At 57.1% G+C, this 21,124-nt stretch carries 23 protein-coding genes; 11 read left to right on the forward strand and 12 right to left on the reverse strand.

Annotated elements, in window-relative coordinates; all coding sequences use genetic code 11:
- Both G565_RS0117135 and G565_RS0117140 read left to right on the forward strand, forming a co-directional pair.
- A partial coding sequence (locus G565_RS0117135) for an integrase core domain-containing protein (RefSeq protein ID WP_028671977.1) occupies window positions 1-191 on the forward strand: 191 nt, incomplete at its 5' end.
- A 373-nt stretch (window positions 192-564) separates the two neighbouring features.
- On the forward strand, window positions 565-924 hold the full coding sequence (locus G565_RS0117140; protein WP_037340007.1) for a 2OG-Fe(II) oxygenase: 360 nt from the start codon (window positions 565-567) through the stop codon (window positions 922-924).
- A gap of 50 nt (window positions 925-974) precedes the next feature.
- Here G565_RS0117140 and G565_RS0117145 read toward each other — a convergent pair whose 3' ends face one another.
- From G565_RS0117145 to G565_RS0117155, 3 genes are read right to left on the reverse strand one after another with little or no spacing between them, the layout of a single operon-like run.
- A complete protein-coding gene (locus G565_RS0117145) occupies window positions 975-2,465 on the reverse strand; it encodes a DUF4153 domain-containing protein (RefSeq protein WP_028671979.1) in 1,491 nt (496 codons plus the stop codon).
- 59 nt (window positions 2,466-2,524) lie between these two features.
- Window positions 2,525-2,893 carry a winged helix-turn-helix domain-containing protein gene (locus tag G565_RS0117150; protein WP_028671980.1) on the reverse strand — a complete coding sequence of 123 codons (369 nt, stop codon included), beginning with the start codon at window positions 2,891-2,893 and terminating at the stop codon, window positions 2,525-2,527.
- Window positions 2,886-3,482: a hypothetical protein gene (locus G565_RS0117155; RefSeq protein ID WP_028671981.1), complete on the reverse strand. Its 597-nt coding sequence runs from the start codon at window positions 3,480-3,482 to the stop codon at window positions 2,886-2,888. The genes G565_RS0117150 and G565_RS0117155 overlap by 8 nt, the downstream gene beginning before the upstream one ends.
- Before the next feature lie 288 nt (window positions 3,483-3,770).
- Here G565_RS0117155 and G565_RS0117160 point away from each other — a divergent pair, with 288 nt between their 5' ends.
- The 4 genes from G565_RS0117160 to G565_RS24675 all read left to right on the forward strand — a co-directional run bounded on the left by G565_RS0117160 (window position 3,771) and on the right by G565_RS24675 (window position 6,673).
- Entirely contained in the window at window positions 3,771-4,385 is a 615-nt protein-coding gene (locus G565_RS0117160) for an RNA polymerase sigma factor (RefSeq protein WP_028671982.1), read from the forward strand.
- An 18-nt stretch (window positions 4,386-4,403) separates the two neighbouring features.
- Entirely contained in the window at window positions 4,404-4,790 is a 387-nt protein-coding gene (locus tag G565_RS0117165; protein ID WP_028671983.1) for a VOC family protein, read from the forward strand.
- A gap of 160 nt (window positions 4,791-4,950) precedes the next feature.
- Window positions 4,951-5,835 carry a DMT family transporter gene (locus G565_RS0117170; RefSeq protein WP_028671984.1) on the forward strand — a complete coding sequence of 295 codons (885 nt, stop codon included), beginning with the start codon at window positions 4,951-4,953 and terminating at the stop codon, window positions 5,833-5,835.
- Window positions 5,836-5,995: 160 nt separating this feature from the next.
- Window positions 5,996-6,673: a hypothetical protein gene (locus G565_RS24675; RefSeq protein WP_211227209.1), complete on the forward strand. Its 678-nt coding sequence runs from the start codon at window positions 5,996-5,998 to the stop codon at window positions 6,671-6,673.
- A gap of 101 nt (window positions 6,674-6,774) precedes the next feature.
- Here G565_RS24675 and G565_RS0117180 read toward each other — a convergent pair whose 3' ends face one another.
- Together G565_RS0117180 and G565_RS24680 are read right to left on the reverse strand one after the other, a co-directional pair.
- A complete protein-coding gene (locus G565_RS0117180; RefSeq protein WP_028671985.1) occupies window positions 6,775-7,563 on the reverse strand; it encodes a pyrroline-5-carboxylate reductase family protein in 789 nt (262 codons plus the stop codon).
- Window positions 7,551-8,216 (reverse strand): TetR/AcrR family transcriptional regulator, encoded by a 666-nt coding sequence (locus tag G565_RS24680; RefSeq protein ID WP_051208171.1) that lies wholly within the window; start codon window positions 8,214-8,216, stop codon window positions 7,551-7,553. Before G565_RS24680 ends, G565_RS0117180 begins: the two co-directional genes overlap by 13 nt.
- A gap of 351 nt (window positions 8,217-8,567) precedes the next feature.
- On the opposite strand from G565_RS24680, the gene G565_RS0117190 reads away from it, so the two are divergent.
- On the forward strand, window positions 8,568-10,604 hold the full coding sequence (locus tag G565_RS0117190) for an NADH:flavin oxidoreductase (protein WP_028671986.1): 2,037 nt from the start codon (window positions 8,568-8,570) through the stop codon (window positions 10,602-10,604).
- Window positions 10,605-10,634: 30 nt separating this feature from the next.
- Here the strand turns inward: G565_RS0117190 and G565_RS0117195 are convergent, their stop codons facing one another.
- Both G565_RS0117195 and G565_RS26870 read right to left on the reverse strand, forming a co-directional pair.
- Entirely contained in the window at window positions 10,635-12,017 is a 1,383-nt protein-coding gene (locus G565_RS0117195; RefSeq protein ID WP_028671987.1) for an L-serine ammonia-lyase, read from the reverse strand.
- Between the two features lie 73 nt (window positions 12,018-12,090).
- The gene (locus G565_RS26870) at window positions 12,091-12,231 is read right to left on the reverse strand and encodes a hypothetical protein (RefSeq protein WP_157600132.1); all 141 of its coding nucleotides are present in this window, start codon (window positions 12,229-12,231) and stop codon (window positions 12,091-12,093) included.
- 305 nt (window positions 12,232-12,536) lie between these two features.
- Between G565_RS26870 and G565_RS0117205 the strand changes: the two genes are divergently transcribed.
- On the forward strand, window positions 12,537-12,884 hold the full coding sequence (locus tag G565_RS0117205; protein ID WP_028671988.1) for a DUF2200 domain-containing protein: 348 nt from the start codon (window positions 12,537-12,539) through the stop codon (window positions 12,882-12,884).
- 71 nt (window positions 12,885-12,955) lie between these two features.
- The gene (locus tag G565_RS0117210; RefSeq protein ID WP_028671989.1) at window positions 12,956-13,645 is read left to right on the forward strand and encodes a YjjG family noncanonical pyrimidine nucleotidase; all 690 of its coding nucleotides are present in this window, start codon (window positions 12,956-12,958) and stop codon (window positions 13,643-13,645) included.
- Window positions 13,646-13,726: 81 nt separating this feature from the next.
- On the opposite strand, the gene G565_RS0117215 is transcribed toward G565_RS0117210, so the two are convergent.
- A complete protein-coding gene (locus G565_RS0117215; RefSeq protein ID WP_028671990.1) occupies window positions 13,727-14,533 on the reverse strand; it encodes a hypothetical protein in 807 nt (268 codons plus the stop codon).
- A 320-nt stretch (window positions 14,534-14,853) separates the two neighbouring features.
- Here G565_RS0117215 and G565_RS24685 point away from each other — a divergent pair, with 320 nt between their 5' ends.
- Window positions 14,854-15,315: a PH domain-containing protein gene (locus G565_RS24685; protein ID WP_051208173.1), complete on the forward strand. Its 462-nt coding sequence runs from the start codon at window positions 14,854-14,856 to the stop codon at window positions 15,313-15,315.
- A 91-nt stretch (window positions 15,316-15,406) separates the two neighbouring features.
- Here G565_RS24685 and G565_RS24690 read toward each other — a convergent pair whose 3' ends face one another.
- From G565_RS24690 to G565_RS0117240, 4 genes are all read right to left on the reverse strand, one after another.
- Entirely contained in the window at window positions 15,407-15,634 is a 228-nt protein-coding gene (locus tag G565_RS24690) for a hypothetical protein (RefSeq protein WP_051208175.1), read from the reverse strand.
- A 13-nt stretch (window positions 15,635-15,647) separates the two neighbouring features.
- Window positions 15,648-15,938 carry a hypothetical protein gene (locus G565_RS0117230; RefSeq protein ID WP_028671991.1) on the reverse strand — a complete coding sequence of 97 codons (291 nt, stop codon included), beginning with the start codon at window positions 15,936-15,938 and terminating at the stop codon, window positions 15,648-15,650.
- Between the two features lie 77 nt (window positions 15,939-16,015).
- On the reverse strand, window positions 16,016-18,475 hold the full coding sequence (locus G565_RS0117235; RefSeq protein ID WP_028671992.1) for a YbcC family protein: 2,460 nt from the start codon (window positions 18,473-18,475) through the stop codon (window positions 16,016-16,018).
- Complete coding sequence (locus tag G565_RS0117240; protein ID WP_028671993.1) at window positions 18,472-20,025, reverse strand: NADH-quinone oxidoreductase subunit L; 1,554 nt, start codon at window positions 20,023-20,025, stop codon at window positions 18,472-18,474. Before G565_RS0117240 ends, G565_RS0117235 begins: the two co-directional genes overlap by 4 nt.
- 120 nt (window positions 20,026-20,145) lie before the next feature.
- Between G565_RS0117240 and G565_RS0117245 the strand changes: the two genes are divergently transcribed.
- Window positions 20,146-21,045: a LysR family transcriptional regulator gene (locus G565_RS0117245; RefSeq protein WP_028671994.1), complete on the forward strand. Its 900-nt coding sequence runs from the start codon at window positions 20,146-20,148 to the stop codon at window positions 21,043-21,045.
- Window positions 21,046-21,124: the final 79 nt, after the last annotated feature.

The raw sequence follows: 21,124 nt of genomic DNA on the forward strand, positions 1-21,124 counted from the left end.
TCGAGCGGCTCTGGCGTTCCGTCAAGTACGAGGAAGTGTATCTAAAGCAATATCAGACGATGCAGGAAGCACGGGACGGCTTGAGTGCCTACTTCCGGTTTTACAACCATGAGCGGCCGCATCAATCGCTCAACAACAGGACACCGGCAGAAGTACATGGCACTGCTGTGCAATGGCTGCAAGCCGCGTAAGAATACAATTTAACCCATAGGGCATTTTACCTTAATTTAATGCATTAGTGGTCTTGACAGTGGGGTCCACAATACGCATATCGCACCGGCCGACGACAAAGGTGAGATCATCGGGTCAGCCGTAGTAGCCCGGGGCGTCATTCAGTACCCGCTCAAGCAGTTGGGTCTGTGTGCCGGCGTTACCAACGCGACCTACAAGTCCACGACCGAGGTCTATCCCGACAGCCCTCGTGCGACCACTGAACAGTGCAACGCAGCGCAGGCCGCTGCGGTGTGTGCGGCGATTGATTACGTGCTGGCGTAGGTGCGCTTGGGGCTCGTTACCTGGCCCCAGATATATACGCCTTTTGTCACTGGAACCGGACCTATCAACATGAAACAGTTTCTCAGTCGCCTTTTTCGTTGGGAAAAAGGCCGACAGAACACAGGTTACGATAAAATGCTGCTCGGTGGCGGGCTATGGCCCAATCCCTTCGATATGTATTTGCTGAGATTCAGTGAGGGGCAAGAGATCCCCCCGCATGTGGACCGGGTGAAAAGCGGGGAACATTACCGGCTGAATCTGGTGCTCAAGCAGGCAAAATCCGGTGGCCAGTTTCGGTGCAGCGATCCAATTTACGAGAGTGCGCGCGTGAAATATTTCCGGTCGGATGTTTCCGAGCATTCAGTGAGCCGTGTTCTGAAAGGCAGCCGATACGTGCTTAGCATCGGGTGGATCAAAAACGGAGCCTGATTGAACAGGCTCCCGCGTGTTCGCGTGTTTTTCAGCTCAACCAAACCTATCTACCGCTCAACCAAACACCCCCTGGCCAGTACTCGCAATATGCTGCCCTGTTCACTCACGCGTTCAGCAGCAACGGCTTCCGATCGATTCCACGCCCGCCAGTCACGCTGGTAGCCCACAGCGGGTGGCCAGCGCCACAATAAGCTCGCGGCCAGTTCACAGCGCGCTTGCCCGGGCAAGGCATCCAGTCGTTCCAATACCACCGGTACTGCATCGGCACCCAGCGATATCAGGTAGTCAGTATCCAGTGATTGCTGATGGTGAATGGCACGATCGAGATTCACGCTCGCTACCCAACCTGCCGGGTTAAAAAGGGCGAAACCCAACACCATGATGACACCGGCCAGGGTGGCACCGGAAGCAAACCAGTTCAGTTTACCGCGCAGCACTGTTGCTGAAAAAAACACCAGGGTAAGCGCCAACCAAAGCAATATGGCCAACACGGTTAACCGGTCCAGGCTCAGGCCAAAGGCGTCGATGTACACCACGAAGCGCTGGGTGGCAGACACCAGCATCACCAGCACCAGGCCGACCAGTACCAACGCCAGTTTGCGATACAGGCGTTGGCTGGCAGTGACTGCGCCGGCAAAGAGCAACACGCTTAGCGTCAGCCCGGCAATGACGACCAGTTCGAAGAAACCCTGGCGGGCGTAGTCGGCCATCGTCAAGCCCGATACGCGCTGTATGACCGCCTGGCCGCCAAACAGATAACCCAATTGCAGCGCAACGAATCCGCCAAACAGGAGTGTGAGCGAGCCGAGAACAATGAGCGTTTCATCCCGGCCTATGCGTGGCAGCGGTATTCTTCGGAATCGGTTTTCGGTGGCGGGGTCGGTCACAGAGGCCAGCCAACCGCTGAACACCCAAGCCAGGAGCAGTGCGGTAATGAGGTGCCGGGTAAGGCCGGGTATTGAGAAGTGGCTTAAGGCCTGGCTTGCGATGCGGCTGAAGCCGGCGTCTGCGGACGACAGCAAGCCGGTAAATACCCAGAGCAATGGCAAGGCCAGTGCGAGCCCGCGCCCAATGCTGGCGAGGCGGTGTAGTTTGTGGCCGCCGGGCCTTGTCGTACCCGTCAGCAATGGCACGGCGCCGAGCAGGGCTCTAACCGGAACCGACACCAGCGCGTAGAGATGATCCAGCGGCAACGACCGACCCAGGCGGGCCCCCCAGCCGAGCATGATGATTTGGGAAACCGAAAACGGCAGCAGCAGGAATAGTAGGAATTGGATGAAGCCATTATCACGAATCACCATCAAACCAGCGGCCGTCAGTGCCACGGCAGACCAGGCGGTGATGGCCCGCCAGTGAGCTGGGTTACCTTGCCAGGCGAGCCAGACCAGTGCAGCGCCACCCAAGCCTACCCATGCCACCAGCCCCGGGCCGATTGGCCCGGCTTGCAGTAACAGGTCGCCCAGTACACCGAGTGCCAGGGCCCACATCAATGCGGTGCGTTTCAGGGGCAGGGTTTCACTGGTATAGGTGGTATCCATTTCGATCACTCCTTCTTGTAAAAGTACTTTGTATTACAAAGTTGATGGGCAAAAAAATATCAGCCGCCTTTTACGTGGCTGATAATGGCTTCCATGTGGGCGACATACTGTGCCAGCGCTTTTCGGCCTTCACGGGTCAGGCGGTAGTCGGTGCGGGGTGTTCGGCCTTCGAACCCCTTGCGGCATTCGACATACCCGGCGTCTTCCAGTTTGCGGGCGTGAACGCTGAGGTTACCATCGGTCGCCTTTAATACCTGTTTGAGCTCACCAAAACTGAGGCTGGTTTCGGCGGCCAGCGCACTGAGAATACCCAGGCGCATCCGGTCGTGTATTAGCCGGTCGAGGTCGGCTGCCGGGGCTGCTGATGGTTGGAGCGTCGATGCAATGCCAGCGGCAGTTGCCTTGGTTTTCTTAACTGCTTTAGCCACCGAAACGCCTCCAGATCAACAAACCGAATAAACCGTGCAGACCGCCGAAGCCAAGAAGCATCATCCAGCTAGCGGTCTCTGGCCACAGCAAGGCAATCGCGCCCGAAACCATGAAAGACGCGCCCATAACCGGAATGATGTTCACCGAGAACAGCCCGCCAGTCATGACGCTGACGCCATACAAGCTCAGCCAGATGCCTTGTATTAAAGGCAGGTTGCCGGTTGGGTATAACACCAGCGTTAACAGACCACCGGCAGCCATGGGTGGGGAGAAAGCCAGTAACAATTTGCGGGCCGACTGGTTCCACAAGGTGGCGCCTGCCTGGGCGGCTTTGCGCAGGGTAAACCACAAACCGATAACCGTGGCGACAGCGAACTCGACAAACCAGACGGCCAGTGTGAATTCAGGTTGCAGCCACTGTGATACCAGCCAGGCCAGAGTTGCCGAAACCCCAATCAGCATATAGCCCAGACCGGAAAGCTCAGTAAAGCGGCCCGTGCTTTCCATGGTCTCGCGGATATAGCGCAGGTTGTCGGCCGCGTGCACGTGAAGGCTGGTGGGTTCGGATGTGGGCGGGTGTTCTGCCATGGCAGGCAAGTCTCAATCAGTGTCTATTGGCGAAGTACTTTATGTTATAAAGTAGTCTTGCACAACCATGCCTTCATTTTTATTCGGAATGGATCGTATGCTATTCATCCACTCGAGGTCCGAATGTACAGGCATCAGCATTGAAGCTCACACTTTCAGGGTGGGCTGTATTCTGGCGTATGAGTGGTGGCGGCATTGATATAACATCCAATCAACGACCCCCACCCAATTGGTAACAAGACCGGGGGGCTAACTATACTGCCACAATAGCGTTTATAGTGTCTGCCAATGCGCCCCAGTCAATATAATCAACTGTGTTCCATTGCCCGCCGTATCGTTAGTGATGTCGGTGACGCAGAAGACGTTGCTCAAGAGGCCTATCTGGCCGCTTTTATGGAGGGTCGTACAGACTTCGACGCTATTGAAACACGGCGGTGGCTGGTGGGAACCGTTCGAAATATGGCCCGAATGTCTCTGCGCGGTGCTGTACGCAGGAGAGGTCGTGAGCACCAGTGGCAGTTGGCCAGGGCCGATGAATTCACCCCCGCCCGGCACGCGGAGCTGGCTTTACCCGCTACCTTAACGCCGCCACTCAAGGCCGTTGCTGCTTTGGCGTTGTCTGGCCATAACCGCAAAGAAATCACGTATTTGCTGAAGGTAACGGACGCCACGCTTCGTCAGCGAATCCGGTCGTTAAAGCGGGAAATAGCGCAGGCTGGGTTGGTTATGCCCACGGAGCTGACCGGGCTAACACTGGGTCTCGCTTACGGCAGTCTCCGCCGTGCGTTGGTGTCGAAGCTGGCTCGCCGGGACGGGTTTTTGGCCAGTCATGATCCCGATGGTCATCTTTTTGTTGTCAGTGGCTCACAAAATGGCCATCGGCGGCAATTAGCAGGTGGATAAACCACAAAGGAAAACCCTATGAACTTTAAACCCAAGAGTGCCAGCATTGTCTACTACGTTGGCGACATTCTGCGTACGGAAAAATTCTACAACGAAACCTTTGGCCTCGACCTTGAACGCATGGAAGGTGCTGAGCCGTTCTGGTTGCAGGGCCGTCTGGAAAACGGCCTCGACCTCATTTTCTTCGAGATGGAGGGCAAGCGTGGTGATACGCCGGCCATTGTGTTTGAGGTGAGTGACGGCGGAATAGACGATATCGTTTCCGGGTTGGCGGCTGCGGGGGTCACCATCGTAACCCCGGTGTCGGAAGCGCCTGGCGGTTGGAGTGCAGACTTTCTCGATCCGGATGGATTTGGCCTGGGTTTGTGGCAATCGGGTGAGCTGCCGCGCTCGTTGAAGGCGTAGACCGGTAGGTTGTTCAGCAGCACCGATTGACGTCATTCTCTTGATCCAATCCCCTTTGCCCTAAAAAGCCATTCCTGTATGGAATGGCTTGCATAGCAATCATTCACTGGTGGAATCCATCTCGCTCCTCTACCTTGGCGCTTCAATGGGAGTGCACGTGATGAGTTGGATTGGTTTTACCCTGTTAGCAGCTTTTATGCAGGCGATACGAACCGCCGGGCAAAAGCAGCTCTCGCGCAATTTAACCGCGATGAGCACAACGCTGAGTCGATATCTATTCGGTTTGCCGGTGGCCTTGCTGTATACCGCAGCACTTTGGTATTGGCAGCCGACTGTGTCGCCTCACTGGTCGGGTACTTTTTTCGGGTGGGCCGGTCTGGCGTCGGTGGCGCAAATAGGCGCGACCTGGTGCCTGGTAACGGCCTTTCAGTTCAACAATTTTGCCGTTGGCACCACACTGGCCAAAACCGAAGCATTGCAAACAGCGCTCATCGGTTGGTGGCTGTTTGGGTTGCCGCTGGCCTTGTTGGGTTGGTTCGCTCTGGTGGTGGGGTTTGCCGGTGTGTTGGTGATGGGTAATCCGAAAACGCTGATCAGTAACAAGCACGCCTGGCGCAGCCCTGCTCTGATGTATGGGCTGGCCGCTGGTGCTTTGTTCGCTGTCGCATCCCTCAGTTTACGCATGGCTGCCCTGTCACTGAATGTCGATACCTTGTTGGCTGCGGGCATCACACTCAGCAGCATGGTGCTGCTGCAAACCGTTATCTGTGGCGTTTGGGTAAGTGCCACAGAGACCCAGCCCTGGCAACGGTTATGGCGCTACCGCCGACTGGCACTGTTCATCGGTATTACCAGTGCTCTGGGTTCCATTGGCTGGTTCACGGCCATGACGTTGCATAACCCCGCACTGGTCAAAACACTGGGTCAAGTGGAGTTCCTGATGACACTGGCGATTACCCGTTGGGTATTCCACGAACGGATACACACCTATCAAGCATGGGGCATGGTGCTGGTAGTCGCCAGTGTGTTGCTGTTGCTGCAGTGAAACGGGTGTCGTGAAAGGGAAAGACTGCTGGGTGGCTGCCCTCAATGGAAAGAGCAAAGGCCACTGTTAAAGTCAGGGTTATGTCAGTTTTCGGATGCAATGCTATGCCGCCTTGGCTATATTGATTCAGTGTAAAGAATTCATTAGAGGGAACTGATATATGGCACTTAGCATTCGAGTAACGGTCATGACCGCCGCCGCATTTCTGAGTTTGGCAGGAACCACCCAGGCTGTAGATTGGCGCGCAAAGCCGAATTTCGGCACCATCGAGTTGAACGCCGGGTTTCGGCCCGACCCTTATATTACCTCGGTCAGCGCGGGTGGTGCAGAGTCAGCCAATAGTGTCGGCGACAATTGCCAGGGGTTTATCAGCAATGCGCCGGATATGGATCTGAACTATAAGGCAGGCTCGAGTTCATTAACCATCTACGTGGAATCGGCCGCTGACACCACCCTGGTCATCTACGATGCCGCGGGTAACTGGCATTGCAACGACGACTACTCCAGTGAGGCGGGGACTAACCCGGCCGTTCGCTGGACAAACCCGCCCTCCGGCAATTACAACATCTGGATTGGTACCTACGAATCAGGCAGTTTGCAGGATTCGCAGCTGCATGTGACGGAGCTGGCCCCCGCCTGGAGTCGCCCCGCTTCGAGCACTTCGGCGACTGACATTGAGTGGGGCGATAACACCAGCGAGTGGGCGAACGATGGCGAATGCGATGACCCCCGATTCGCCGGACCAGGTACCTCGTCAATCAATAACGCGGTAGACCGCTATCACGATGCTAGCGATTGCAGAACCTTGCACCAGCAAGGGCGCATCTATTTGCAGTAATAACGCAGCCTTACTGGAGTGATTTTGGCAGCAGGAACAAAATCACTCGCGTATCGAAGGTGGGCGTTCGTTGTGGGCTGTAGGTTAAACCAGTCACTGGTTTACCGATCTGTCGCGGCAGCATGCGCTGCCGTCAAACCAGCCATGACCGTTGCGTTAAACCCTTCATCCATCATGCGTTGCAGCCCTTTTGCGGTAGTACCCTGGTAGTCGATCAGCCGGTTTACCATGTCTGTCGGGTTGGTGTTCAAGTGTGACAACAACTGGCACCCGCCGGACAATGTCTGCATTACGGCTTCAAAGGCAAGGTCGTCTGCAATCCCATTGGCTTTCGCGTGCGCGAGCATGGCACTGGCCAGCAAAGCGGGGTAGGCCGGGCCAGCGCCGGTCAGCGCCGTCATGTAATCCAGTTCCGGTTCGGTGTTCAGTTCGCGTGCTTTGCCACAGCTGCCAAGCAGTTGCTGCGCACACTCGCGGTCGGCCCTGGTCGCCTCTGGTGTTGCATACCAGGGCATGTAGGCCTCGCCAATGTCGGCGGCGGCATTGGGCATGGCTCGGATGATGCGCTGGCTACCGGTGCGGTTCGCAATGGCTTTGCAGGGCGCCATGGCCAGCAGTGAGATGACGGGTTTGTCACTTACTGAGAGTGTGAGCGAGCCAAGCTGGTCTGGTCGGACAGACAGGACGATCAGGTCTGCGCGGTCGACGAGTGCCTGGTTATCGCGAAGGTCTTGAACGCCTGGCCAGGCGTCATAGGCGTTACCTCCGGAGCGAGACGACACCAGCAAGTTCTCTGGTGTTATCTGTTTCGAATTGAGCAGTGCCGTGCCCAGTGCCCGGCCCATCCAGCCATGGCCACCGATTATTCCAATCGTTGTTATGCCTGACATTCCAGGGTCCTCCGCTGATCGTAGGCTTGTAGCCAATGTTGTAAATCGGCTGCGTGCCGGGACACAAACCGTTCGAGCTCGGCTCTCGGGCAAGGGTGTCCGGTGAACACCTGAATGTAGTCGGCCATGCGCCCGATGCGAACGGCCTTTGTTTCCCGGGTGTGCATCGAAATATAGCCGATCTGAGTCAGGTAGATGGTGCGCGCGCGCACGCCGGCTTCATGAGGCGGGTAATCAAAATTGAGCAGCATTTGAGTCAGTGCAGTCAGCCGGCGCTCGTCTGCTTCGGCTACTGCGTCGGCAACGGCTTGGTTTTGCATGGCCCAGTGGCGCATGGCGTATTCGAAATCGGAGTCAAAAATACCCGGGTCGAGCCAGCAATCGAACACATTGAGCGTCGCTTCTACCACAGAGCCTGCAAAGCGTTCGGTCTGGTTGACCAGGCCATCGGTATTTTTGCTTTTCCAGCGCTCGATCAGTTGGTTCAGCAGGGCATCCCGGTCTTTAAAAAACCAGTAGAAGCTGGTGCGTGAGGTGTTAAGTATTTTCGCCAGTGGCTGGATTTTGACCGCATCCACGCCCGACTGAATCAGTAAGGTATAGGCGGCATCGAGCCAGTCTTCAGCCTTTCCCTTCGCTATGTGTGTCGTCATTGCCGGTCTCGTTAGCCTCATTGTTCTGGTGGCATTCGGTGGCCCCTCTTTGAACTCAAGATTTGGGGTTCGTTGAGAATACAAGCAGTGGTTGCCGGGTGAGTTCCTATGGGGGAGTCCGCAGCAAGGATGCTGCGGTCTAGGCCCGAGACGTCGGACCGCCATGGATGGATTTACGCCGACCCCAGAGGGACTCACCCGGCAACCACTGCGGGCGCATGCCACGCAACCAATTCGAACCCCAAATTTTGAGTTCAAAGCATCGAATGTACACTGGTGTCTTTTACATTGACACCAGTGTACATGAGGTTTAGCTTGGTTCACAAGTTGATGCACAACAGGAGGCCTACCATGGCTCAGGATCCGTTACTGCAACCGTTCCAGCTCAAGCACCTGACCATCAGGAACCGCCTGATGATGACGGCGCACGAGCCGGCCTATCCTGAAGATGGCATGCCCAAGGAACTGTACCGTGCCTATCATGTAGAGCGAGCCAAAGCCGGGATTGGCCTGACCATGACAGCCGGCTCGGCGGCGGTGGGCAAAGACAGCCCGCCGGTGTTCAACAACATTCTGGCGTACAAGGATGAAGTCGTCCCCTGGATGCGCGAGTTAACCGATGCCTGCCATGAGCACGGCACCGCGGTGATGATTCAGCTGACGCACCTGGGCCGTCGCACCCGCTGGGACAAAGGCGACTGGCTGCCGGCCGTGTCTGCCTCGCACAATCGTGAGGCTTCACACCGGGCCTTCCCCAAACAGGCAGAAGACTGGGATATCGAACGGCTGATTCGCGACTACGCCGATGCCGCCGAACGCATGCACGCCGCCGGGCTCGACGGCATTGAACTGCAAGCCTATGGCCACCTGATGGATCAGTTCTGGTCGCCACTGACCAACACATTGGAAGCACCTTATGGCGGCAGTCTGGATAACCGGTTGCAGTTCACTTTTGAGGTGTTGCGCGCGATTCGTGCCCGCGTCGGGTCAGAGTTTATTGTGGGTGTGCGTTATACCGGCGACGAACAATTGCCCGGCGGGCTGAACGCCGACGAAGGGTTGGATATTTCTCGACGTCTGAAAGACAGTGGCCTGGTCGACTTCCTGAATGTGGTGCGCGGCCATATCGATACCGACCCGGGCCTGACCGATGTGATTCCGGTGCAGGGCATGCCCAGCGCGCCGCATCTGGATTTCGCCGGCGAGATAAAACGCCAGGTCGATTTTCCCACCTTTCATGGCGCCAAGATTCAGGATGTGGGTACCGCCCGCTACGCCATTGAATCGGGCAAGGTCGATATGATCGGCATGACCCGTGCGCACATGGCGGACCCGCACATCGTCCGTAAAATCATGGAAGGGCGCGAAGAGGACATTCGCCCCTGTGTCGGTGCCAATTATTGTCTCGATCGCATCTACCAGGGCGGCGCGGCCTACTGCATTCACAACGCTGCCACGGGCCGTGAAACCACCATGCCGCATGATATTGCGAAGGCTGACCAGAAGCGTCGGATCGTGGTCATTGGTGCCGGGCCTGGCGGGTTGGAAGCCGCCCGGGTTGCGGCGGAACGTGGGCATGACGTAGTAGTGCTGGAAGCCATGAGCCAGGCCGGTGGTCAGGTTCGACTAACCGCGCAAAGCGAGCGCCGCCGCGAGATGATAGCCATCATCGACTGGCGGCTGGCGCAGTGTGAGAAACTGGGTGTCGAGATTCGCACCAACTGCTGGGCGGAAGCGGACGACGTACTCGGGGAAAACCCGGACGTCGTGATCGTCGCCACCGGCGGTTACCCGATTGAAGATAAGCCGGCGATTGGCCATAACCTGGTGGTCAATAGCTGGGATATTCTGTCTGGTCACGTCAAACCGGGGCAGCGCGTGCTGCTGTTTGACGATGCCGGTGACCACCCGGCCCTTCAGGCCGCGGAAATGATCGCCAAAACCGGCGCCCAGCTCGAAATTATGACGCCGGATCGAACCTTTTCGGCTGAGATCATGGCGATGAATCTGGTGCCTTATATGCGGGCTCTGCAGCGGCCTAATGTCACCTTCACGCCCACCTACCGGTTAAAATCCGTCGAGCGCAATGAGGGTGCGTTGCTGGCCAGAATCACCAGTGATTATCTGGATTTGGATCACGAACGACACATTGACCAGGTGATCGTCAATTACGGCATTACGCCAATGGCCGATATTTATTTCGACCTGAAACCGCACTCAAGCAACGGCGGGGAAGTGAATTACGATGACCTGATTGTGGGTAACGCGCAAAACGTGGTTCGACATGAAGCAGGCCGGTTCCAACTGTTTCGGATCGGCGATGCGGTCGAATCACGCAATACCCATGCGGCCATTTACGATGCTTTGCGTCTGGTGAAAAACCTTTAGGGAGCCCTGGGGGAGTTGTTCAGAGGCTCCTTAGCACTCGATGACGTTAACCGCCAAACCGCCGCGCGAGGTTTCCTTGTATTTATCGAGCATGTCGCGCCCGGTATCGCGCATGGTGCGGATGACTTTATCGAGCGAGACGAAGTGTTCGCCATCGCCACGCAATGCCATAACGGCGGCGTTGATCGCCTTGATGGCGCCGACCGCATTGCGCTCGATGCAGGGCACCTGAACCAGCCCGCCAATGGGGTCACATGTCAGCCCGAGGTGATGTTCCATGCCAATCTCCGCCGCGTTCTCGACCTGTTCCGGCGAGCCGCCGGTTACGGCAGCCAGGCCCGCTGCCGCCATCGCGCAGGCGGAGCCGACTTCGCCCTGGCAACCGACTTCCGCGCCGGAGATCGAGGCGTTTTCCTTGAACAAAATGCCGATGGCCGCCGCGGTTAACAGAAAGTTGACCACACCCTCTTCGCTGGCATTGGGGCACCAGTTCCAATAATAGTGGAGCACGGCCGGGATGATGCCAGCGGCACCGTTAGTGGGCGCGGTTACCATGCGACCGCCGTTTGCGTTCTCTTCGTTCACCGCCAGGGCATAGAGGTTTACCCAGTCCATGGCGCTCAGCGAGGGTGAAATCATGTCCTGCCGGTCGATGTCCATTAACGAGGCGTAGAGCTTCGCCGCCCGTCGTTTCACCTTGAGCCCGCCCGGTAAAATACCTTCGTTTTTGATGCCGTTTTGCACGCACTCCTGCATGACTTGCCAGATGTGCAGAATGCCTTCGCGCACTTCAGCTTCACTGCGCCAGGCCTGTTCGTTGGCCAGCATCACACCGGCAATACTGAGCCCGCTGGCCTTGCATTGGTTCAGCAGGTCTGCGCCGCTTTTGAACGGGTAGGGTTGTGGCGTCTGGTCTTCGACGATCCGGTCTGCACCGGCCGCCTGTTCGTCGACGACAAAACCACCGCCGACGGAATAATAGGTGCGCTGCCTCACTGATTCGCCATCAGCATTGAAGGCACTGAACATCATGCCGTTCGGGTGATAGGGCAGTGATTCTTTGCGATGATAGGTCAGGTCGGTGGCTTCAGTGAAAGCAATGGCGTGCGCCCCGTGCAAGCACAGTTCACCCCGGGTGCGAATCTCATCCAGCCTGGGGTTGAGCATGGCGGGGTCGAAAGTGTCTGGTCGGTGACCTTCGAGCCCGAGCATCACCGCCGGGCCCGTGCCATGGCCTTTCCCTGTTGCGCCGAGTGACCCGTACAGTTGAATGTCGATGCGGGCCACCTCGGTGAGGCGTCCGCTGTCGTTCAGGCCTTCAACGAACCGGTAGGCCGCGTGCATCGGCCCCACCGTGTGAGAACTGGAAGGGCCGATGCCGATTTTCAACATATCAAACAGACTGATGGCCACGGGCGATTCTCTCTATAAATAAGGGGCGACCAGGATCAACCCCGGTCAATCTCCATTGCTCACAACTCGACCTTCATCCATACGCCGGAAAATCACGGCACAGTTGTGTAGCTTTTTTGCGGGCTTCCGTAATCGCTGAACTGGCATCACCTTCTTGCAGGGCGGCCCAGAGCGTTTCGTCGTAACTGGACCGGGTTTTGGTGGTGCTGAACATGGCTGCGATTCCCGGGTTATGACAACAGGCCTGACCTGCCAGGCAAGAGTGATTGGAACAAGCAAGGGGATGGTAAGCCGGTTACGCCTGACCGAACTGCTCGGGCACGACATGACAGTGAGGATTTGCGACAGAGCGATGATTACCGGAAACAGGGCTCGACTCGCCAGCCGGTCTTCCGTGTGATGGTCTGCCATAGGTGGCAGGATGGCGTTACCGGGGCAGGTGCATCTCTACCGCCCGTGAATTTGGTGCAGCGCGATGGCACTATGGCTACGCTGGTTGGCTGAACAGGAGACAGCGCAATGTCCGGACATCCGATTTTTAAGATGGCCTTCGCCAAAGTTTACCCGCTCTATGTCCAAAAAGCGGAACGTAAGAACCGCACCAAAGAAGACGTCGATCGCATTATTTGCTGGCTGACCGGCTACGACCAGGCTGGCCTTGAGCGGCAAGTGGAACGAGAAAACGATTTCGACACTTTCTTTGCCGAAGCCCCCGGGATGCATCCGAATTGCTCGATGATCAAAGGGGTTGTTTGCGGTGTGCGTGTCGAAGAGATTGAAGACCCACTGATGCAGAAGATACGATTGATGGACAAACTGATTGATGAGCTGGCCAAAGGCAAAGCGATGGATAACATTCTGCGGTAAGGCTTTTGCGACTCCGTGAACCATCAACCTGCTCACCAATACCAACAGTCTCTAGTTACAAAGGATTCACCATGCATTATCAATGGATTATTTTCGACGCCGACGACACTCTGTTCGATTTCGGTAAAGCCGAAAAACACGCGGTTGGACGCTTGCTTGAAAGCCATGATGTCGCGAACACTGATTCACACCAGCAATTGTACCGGGGCATCAACAAACACCTCTGGCAGGAGCTCGAGCGTGGCGCGATAGCACCGGGCGAACTGAAAGTAGCGCGGATCAAACGGCTTTTCGATGAAATGAGCATTTCAGCCGACCCGGCTGTCTGGGCCGATCATTATCTGGATTTTCTGGCCGAGGGTTCGCATCTGCTGGAAGGGGCTCGACTGGTTGTCGAGCAACTGGCGCAGCAAGCAAGCCTGGGCATTCTGACCAATGGCCTCACCCGGGTACAACGATCCCGTTTAGAACGCAGTGGTCTGGCGCCGCACATCAGGGTACTGACCATTTCAGAGGAAGTAGGCGCCAGCAAGCCGGATGCTGCGATTTTCGAAGCCATGCATCAGGACATGCAACGCCCCGAAAAAGCCAGGGTATTGATGGTTGGCGACCGTTATGAGACCGACATTATCGGTGCCCGCCGCTTTGGCTGGGATACCGCCTGGTTGTCGCCTGAGCTGCCGGCTGATCTGACGCCACCGACCTATCATCTGACCGACATACGTCAGTTGCCGGATTTGTTGCTTGGGCGTGATTCATAGGGGCGCTAGTTTAGAAGCGCCATCCCCGGACCTCAAGTGACGTGTGTCCGGGGATGGCTCGGGGTTGGTGGCGTCGACAGCTCAGATTCCCAGCTGGCTTGAGGCACCACTGCCGTAGCTCTGCAATTGCATGGTGTAGGCGTTAACCGGCATCGATTCGGCGTCATCCGGCGCATCCTGCTCGCCGTTGCTGCTGGAGACCCGGTGTTGTACAACACCGCCCGGCACACGATCACTCAGCCACCAGACATCCTGGGCTCCGCCGGTGCCAAACCGAACCCGGGTGGCCTCGAAGCGGCCCGCGGGCACCTGTATGGTCTCTTGTCCTTCAGTGGCGCCGGCGATGCTTTCCTCGGTCAGAACGCGGGGCGGGAAATAGTTTTGATCGTCTACCGGCACTTCCTGGGCTTCGTCGTCATCCGGAAACCGGGTGCGCAAGCGCAGCATTTGTTCCTGGTTTTCAGAGAACAATGCCTCCATGACGATCACATCGTCACTGGCGTTATCCCGGTACACCACCTGCCACCATTCCTGCCCGTCGCTGCTGCGCTGCAACAGCGCCCGGCGCATCTGGTTTTCCGGTACGTCAGCATCGGTCGACACGACGGCCCATTCGGTATACTCGCCGGGTTCGTAGCCGTGGGTGGCCCTGTCCAGGGAGTAGCCCTGGCTGTTGAACGCCATCTGCATTAGATAGCCGGTATAAAATTGAGTGAATTGCGGGGAATATCGGCGCACGACGGCGTCACCAATGGCTTTTCCGATCACTTGCCCAGCGGCGGAACTCGCTGAACTGGTGGCTGAGTTAACCGCTGCCATGGGGTCTAGTGCCGTGCAACCCGCCAAACCGACGGATAAGAACAACGCCGCATTGCGTATTGATTTCATGGTGACTCTCCCTGTTCCAAATGAATTCATGCCTGTTTATGATGGACTCTCGGGTTGTGACAGGCAACTTCCAGCATACCTGCGAGTGCCGTATTCCTCAAACAGGACCTGAATATCTGACTGACGTTGGATGAATCGGTTGCTATGGCGGAGCGATGGCTTGATTGTCCGACAGGCTCCGGGTGAAACGGGGCAGTAGAGTCGTTGCTGTATTGAGTAACAAGGATCATCAGTTTTCGTGAATTCAACGATGTCAGAAAGACTGCATTGGGTAAGGAAAAACAGTGGCACACTTTTTCAGTAGTGGCGGTTAAGCGCGCATGAACAGTAGATTAATTGTCATTACCCTCTTAATAGCCTGCATTGCCGAGGCATCGGGTGACGAACTGAGACCTTTTACCAGTGATGGCTGCAGTGCCTTTCCCGATGGCACGATCTGGCAAAATGAGCTGTGGCTGGAATGCTGTACCGAACACGATTATGCCTATTGGAAAGGGGGCTCATACAAAGAACGTGAAGCCGCAGACTTCGCGCTCAGAGAATGTGTGGCGCAAGTGGGTGAACGAGAAATTGCGCTGCTGATGCTGTCCGGTGTTCGAGTTGGCGGAACACCGTTGCTTCCAACAACTTTTCGCTGGGGCTACGGATGGACCTACCCGAAATGGTATGGCGAATTGACCGCTGGAGAGCTGCAGCAGGTTGAGGCTACAGTCAGCCAAGCCAGGGACCGTGAGTATCGTGCCAATGGCTTCACACCCACCCCCCAAGCTTTGTACCGTTAGGCTTGGAGAAAACGGTTGGCGTCGCCGGACTTCACAATGCTGGTTTGGCGTAACCGTTGCAGCATTGTTGTTCCGGCTACGGGCAGTGACCTCAGGTGTTAAAATGCATCATCTGAACGGTGGTTTCATCGATCAGCGCGAAGAATGCTCCGAATTCGGGCATTTGCATAACCGCCGCTGCCGCAGCTTTAGCAGCCGCCATATCCTGCCAGTGCACCAGGTCGATGAACGTATCGTTGTCGCCAGTACCGAAATGACGGTCGACAAAGCCGGGCAGTTGTCGAATATGTGTTTCGGCGGCGCTGGCCGCTTGTTGCATTTGTACCCGGGTTTCACTCTGGCACCGGGGTGACCTCGATGGTGCATTGAATAGCCAGTCGTTTGTGGGCTAGGCCGGCAGCATCAATTACGTCGACCAGATTGGCCTTTGTTGTCTGTAACTCGCTGATGCGCCGGGCACCCGGCTCGTCGGTTATTCCGAAACGTTCCTTCTGACTCCAGCTGTCCTGTTCATGAAACTGAATCTTGTACTCAATCAACGCCATTAAAATGGACCGCGCGTCTTCTGACGAAAAGACACCTTCAATGAGTTGATGCTGAGTTGTTTGAGTGTGCTTGTTCATACTGTGCTCCCGAAACTGTTACCTGATGGCAGAGGCCAGGGCCTCTGGTGTCTAACGCGTTAACTCCAAACGGTTGGTCAGTGTGATGACCAGGGTTGCCACTGGCCTTCGACATAACGCTCCGCCTGGTTCTGGTCGAGGCGCACCAGGTGCAACCATTGGTTGCCGATCAATTGGTGCACGATCTCATGGTGTTCGATAACAGCATCGATGGCGCGGCGGGAGGCCTCAATGACAACGGTCAGCCGCAAGGGCGTGTGTTGCCATTGTTCTCCGTTGTGGACCGATTGCAGCGGCAGGCCAATTCTCAGGTCGCCGCCGTTTCCCTCAAACACACCAAGCCGGCCGCCAACCACGTTGTGCAGGGTTTTGTTGCCACTGCCGTAACGGTGATTGTCGACGGTCGAGGCGTAATACTGCAGGTTGATCCAGTTCGCCACGACCATGGGGGCGGTCATGATTTGCTCTAGCAGTGTTCCTTCAGTGTCTTTTTGATGATCGTAGTCGTGAAGAAAGCAACGCCCGTTCAGGTTAAGGCCCCGGGTGCGTGACCGGGGTGCCACGATCAGGGCAGCGTTGTTGGCCAGCCCCCACTCCGGGCGCGTCTCGGCCCAATCGTCTGCTTTTGCCCGCAAGGCTTTGTGCAGGGCTTTGGGGTTATCTTTCACCGCCTGCAAACCCAGCGCCGGGGCCCGTTCGCGGGAGGCATGAGCTTGTGCCTGCCTCAGCCAGGTTTGCAGCGCGATCAAGTCTTCAGTATGGCTGGCGGGTAAGGCATCGACCCCGAACAGGGCAATCTCATCGGTGGTGGTGTTGTGCAGCCCGGCCAGAAACCAGGTGGTTTTGGGAATGTCGATGCCTTTGTCGCGCACCCGGCCGCGCACCTCGGGGTCGTTGAGGAGGTTAGCCAGGGTGCGCGCGTTCACATCGCCGCGCTGGCCACAGCAAGCGCCGCAATCGAGCCCCGCCCGGTGCGGGTTGTTGCGGGTCTGGCTGCCATGACCGGTCAGTAACACCAGGCGAGCCAGGTGGCCGGTCAGCCCCATTGCCGTCAGTATCTGATGCGCCAGTGTTGCCTGGTGCGCCACGCCGCCGGTTGCCCGGGCGTCGAGTACCGGTTGCAAGGCGTCGGCCGCTTTGGCATTCAGGCCTGTTGTGTTATCTGACACCAGGGCGCTGTTGCCCGGTAGTGTGCGTTTGACCAGCTTGGTCAGGTAACCCAGCCCCAGTGATTCGACCAACACGAACGCCGACAGCGGCAACGACTGAAACGTGCCAAAGCGTTTGGCCGATTGCAGCCGGGAATGGCGTTGCCGGGTGATAACGGTGTCGTGTGCAGCATCGCCGCTGGTGTCCGTGACTGTCAGCGTCGGGCTCAGCAGGCCCGGCAATTGGGGTCGTGCAGCTTCAGTGCCCAGAGGCTGATAGCGAATCGGCAAGCCAAAAAATCCCGCAAAGCCCAGTGTCTGGATCCGGGACGACTGTGCTTCGAGATGACGCCGAAACACCTCCGAGCGCACGTCTATGCAGAACGCCGCCTGAACAGAGGGCAATGGCAGATCCGGGGTATTCCGGAGCCCGGTTAATTGGCTGATCAGCCTTTGCTGGTAGCTCATTTCCTGAGCGCGCTGCCAGATAAGCAGCGGCTGTTGGGCAGAGTCTTCGCGGTTTAGGGCATAACTGAACCAGTCTGTCTGCCATTGTGACCAGACCGAAGCGTTGTGACGAAGACCATCATCCAACAGGCACTCCCAGCTCAGCCGAATGGCGAGCAGGTCAACCAGTGATGTCTCGTCTTTGCCGTCCAGGCGAGCCTGCCAGCGCCGGTAGGCACACCAGGCTGCCCAGCCGCCGATACGCATCAACACCGCCTGAAGGTAGGCGGGAATCTCAGATGCGGGCATGTCGAGTTGCGCCAGTGTCTGCCGGATCTGCTGGTATGGGTCTTCCGCCAGCCGGGCGGCTTTGGCCGGTAAGTCGGCGGCTTTCATCAGCAGCGCTACACTGTGATCGTGTTTAAGTACCGTACGCCAGCTGGCATAGAGGGGCCGGGTTTGATCGGGCCGCCAATCAGCCTGATCGGTATCGAAATACGCGGCGCAGAACTGGGCAATCTGATGTGTGATGGTGTCGCACCAGGCCGGTTCATGCTGCAAGTCCCGTTGTGCATCCAGGCTGTCAGCCAGCAGCGGAGCTGGGGGCAGAAACAATTCGGTGTCTGTCAGTGCGCTGATCACCTGTTCGGTGCTCAGCCCCGAAGACATCTCCTGTCGGGCCTGTTCCAGCGCGTCGGGCGTTATCTCGCCCAATGCCCAGGCGTTTTTATACCAGGCTGGCGACAGCGTCATGGGCGAGCCCGCCGAGTGCGCCAGGTGTTTCGCTGTTTCGGTGAAAGGTTGATCGACATAGCCCCAATACGGGTTTACCGCGATCATCCGGTCCAGTGGCCAGGTTGGTGCAATGCGGTCAATGGCCGCGTTTATGGCTGAATCAAGTGCCTGATCGTCGATGAGTTGAGCAGTAGCTGAAAGGCTCATACCAGTTCTCCCGGTTGTGAAGACAGTCGATTAACCCGAGTCTGTGCCTGAGTGGGGCTGAGTTTTACCGGCCATACCCTAAAGGTGAGCCGGGTGAAGGTTTCATCGAGGTAAAAGCCGTTGTATGCCCAGGGGTAGAAAGTACTCGCGAAACGGCCAAGGGGGTGGCGTCTCAGCCAGAACTGGGCGCCATACAGACCAATAAAACACGAGATGACCCAGACAGTCATCGCCGCCGGGACCGAATCCACGGACGGCACGATCGAGGCGAACATCAGGTGCCAGAGCAGATAAAGTTGGATCAACACAACGACCTGGCCCACCCCCTGAAGCAGCAACGCGGCAGAGCGGTTCAGCTCGAACCAGAGCAAAGGAGCCAAACCCAATGCCAGGATCAGCATCGTGACCAGAGGCAAAGACAGTGTTGGGTCAACCTGTTGCCAACCCCACACAGACGCCGCAATCAGCAGACCACTGGTCATGGCAGCCGACAGGGTGCCCAGTGGCGAACCGCCTTGAACGGACGCTCCGGCGAAGTCGCGCTGGCGCGCTAACTCAACCGTTTGGCCGGCGCTCAGGAAGGCATGGGCCTTGTACAGAGAGTGCGCAACAAGGTGGAGCAGGGCAAGCTCATAGAGACCAAGACCGATTTCCAGCAACATGAAGCCCATCTGGGCGCACGTCGACCAGGCCAGTCGAACCTTGATGCTGATTCGGGTCATCATGACCAGGCTGGCCAGCACGGCGGTAGTGCTGCCGGCGATCACCAGAACCCATTGCGCGGCGGGTGCCAGTGAAATGAGTTCAGCCAGGCGGATCAGCACAAACCCGCCCATATTCACCACACCGGCATGCAGCAGCGCCGACACCGGTGTCGGTGCCTCCATGACCTGAATCAGCCAGCCATGCAGCGGCAGTTGGGCGGTTTTGAGTATGGCGGCGAGGGCAATCAGTGCGGCGGCCAGGTGAAGGCTAGCTGGCAATGATTCGAGCGTACCTAGGGCGTGGTTGAGGTCGTCGAGCCACAGGGTTCCGGTGGACCGATAGATGAGGAACAGGGCGACTGCCAGACACAGCTCGGCACAGCGGCTGACCAGGAATTTCTTGTGAGCCACAATCTGTGCGGCCTTCCGGTTCGGGTAATGCGTCAGCAGAAAATGCAGGCCGATGCTGGTGCCTGTCCAGGCCAGCACGATCACCAGCAGGTGGCGGCTGAGCAGTAACAGGCCGACCGATGCCAGGGTGAACAACATGGCGCCGATAAAGCGGCTCTGCAGCGGATCTCCCGTCAGGTATCGGGCTGAAAAATGAATGATGACCCAACCCAGCACGGCGACCAGCACAGCGCCGACGAGCCCCAGTGTGTCTACCTCGGCCGTTGCGAAGAGCTCGCCAGCAATGGCTGCCGTTACAGACAGCAGCGTAACCAGTAAACCGGTAAGGCCGGTTGCGCGGGCAATGCGCCAGTGTTGCCGGGGCTGGGTGATGATCAGCAGCCAACCAATGACATACACGACGGGCAATAGCCAGCCTGTGGTCAGAAAGGACATTGGATCTCTCCTTGTGTGTTGATTCATAGCTGTGCGATAGCGTTATCCTGCCCTGTCATTAATGTTTTTAAAAATATATGATTCAGATTATATCGTTCTTTTTTATGGAACTATGAATCAATGAGACATCTGAATTTTCACCACCTTCACTACTTCTGGGTGGTCGCCAAAGAGGGTCATCTGACCCGCGCTGCCAAACAGTTGCATGTGTCCCAGTCTGCTTTGTCGTCGCAAATCAAACAGTTGCAAGAGCAGCTTGGGCATGAGTTGTTTGTGCGTGAAGGGCGGTCGCTGCGGTTAACGGAGTTTGGCCAGGTGGTGCTGGAGTATGCCGAGAGTATCTTCAATCTCGGTAATGAGCTGTTGGCGCTGACGGCCAGTGGCGAACTGCAGCGACTGCAACGGTTGCGTATTGGGTCTGTTGCGACGCTGTCCCGGAATTTTCAGGAGAACTTCATGCGACCGGTGATCGGTGAGGCGGAGGTTAAGCTGGTGATTCGTTCGGCCAGCCTGGAAGAGTTGCTCGACCTGCTCAGCATTCACAAGCTTGATCTGATTCTGTCTAACCGGGCAGTCGTCGCCGACTCATCAACCCTGTGGCGTTGTCAGCAAATTGCCGAACAGAGTGTGTGCATCGTCGGGCCGCCGGGCGAAGCAGCCAAAGCGTTTCGCTTTCCGCAGGATCTGGTGAACGCCAAGTTGCTGCTGCCCGGCCCGAGTAGCGATATTCGCAGCCAATTTGACGTGTTGCTGGGTCAGTTGGGCATTGAAATAGACCCCTTCGCAGAGGTCGACGACATGGCCATGTTGCGATTGTTGGCCCGCGACTCCGGTGGTCTGGCCGTGGTGCCGGAAGTGGTTGTGCAGGATGAGCTCAAGAGTGGCCGACTGGAAACGTATTGGGTTCTGGACAGTATTGTAGAACGGTTTTATGCCATCACTGCCAAGCGGCATTTTGAATTGGTACCGCTGAAAACCCTGTTGGAAAAATCCCAGGCCGACTTCAAGCCGGGAGCCTGATGCCCAGGGAGACGGGGGTAAAAACGTTATAATCGTTCGGCTTTACCCCGGTCTTTTGCACTAAGCGGCCATCCGCCGC

Source organism: Saccharospirillum impatiens DSM 12546 (genome assembly GCF_000423605.1).
GTDB classification, from domain to species: domain Bacteria; phylum Pseudomonadota; class Gammaproteobacteria; order Pseudomonadales; family Natronospirillaceae; genus Saccharospirillum; species Saccharospirillum impatiens.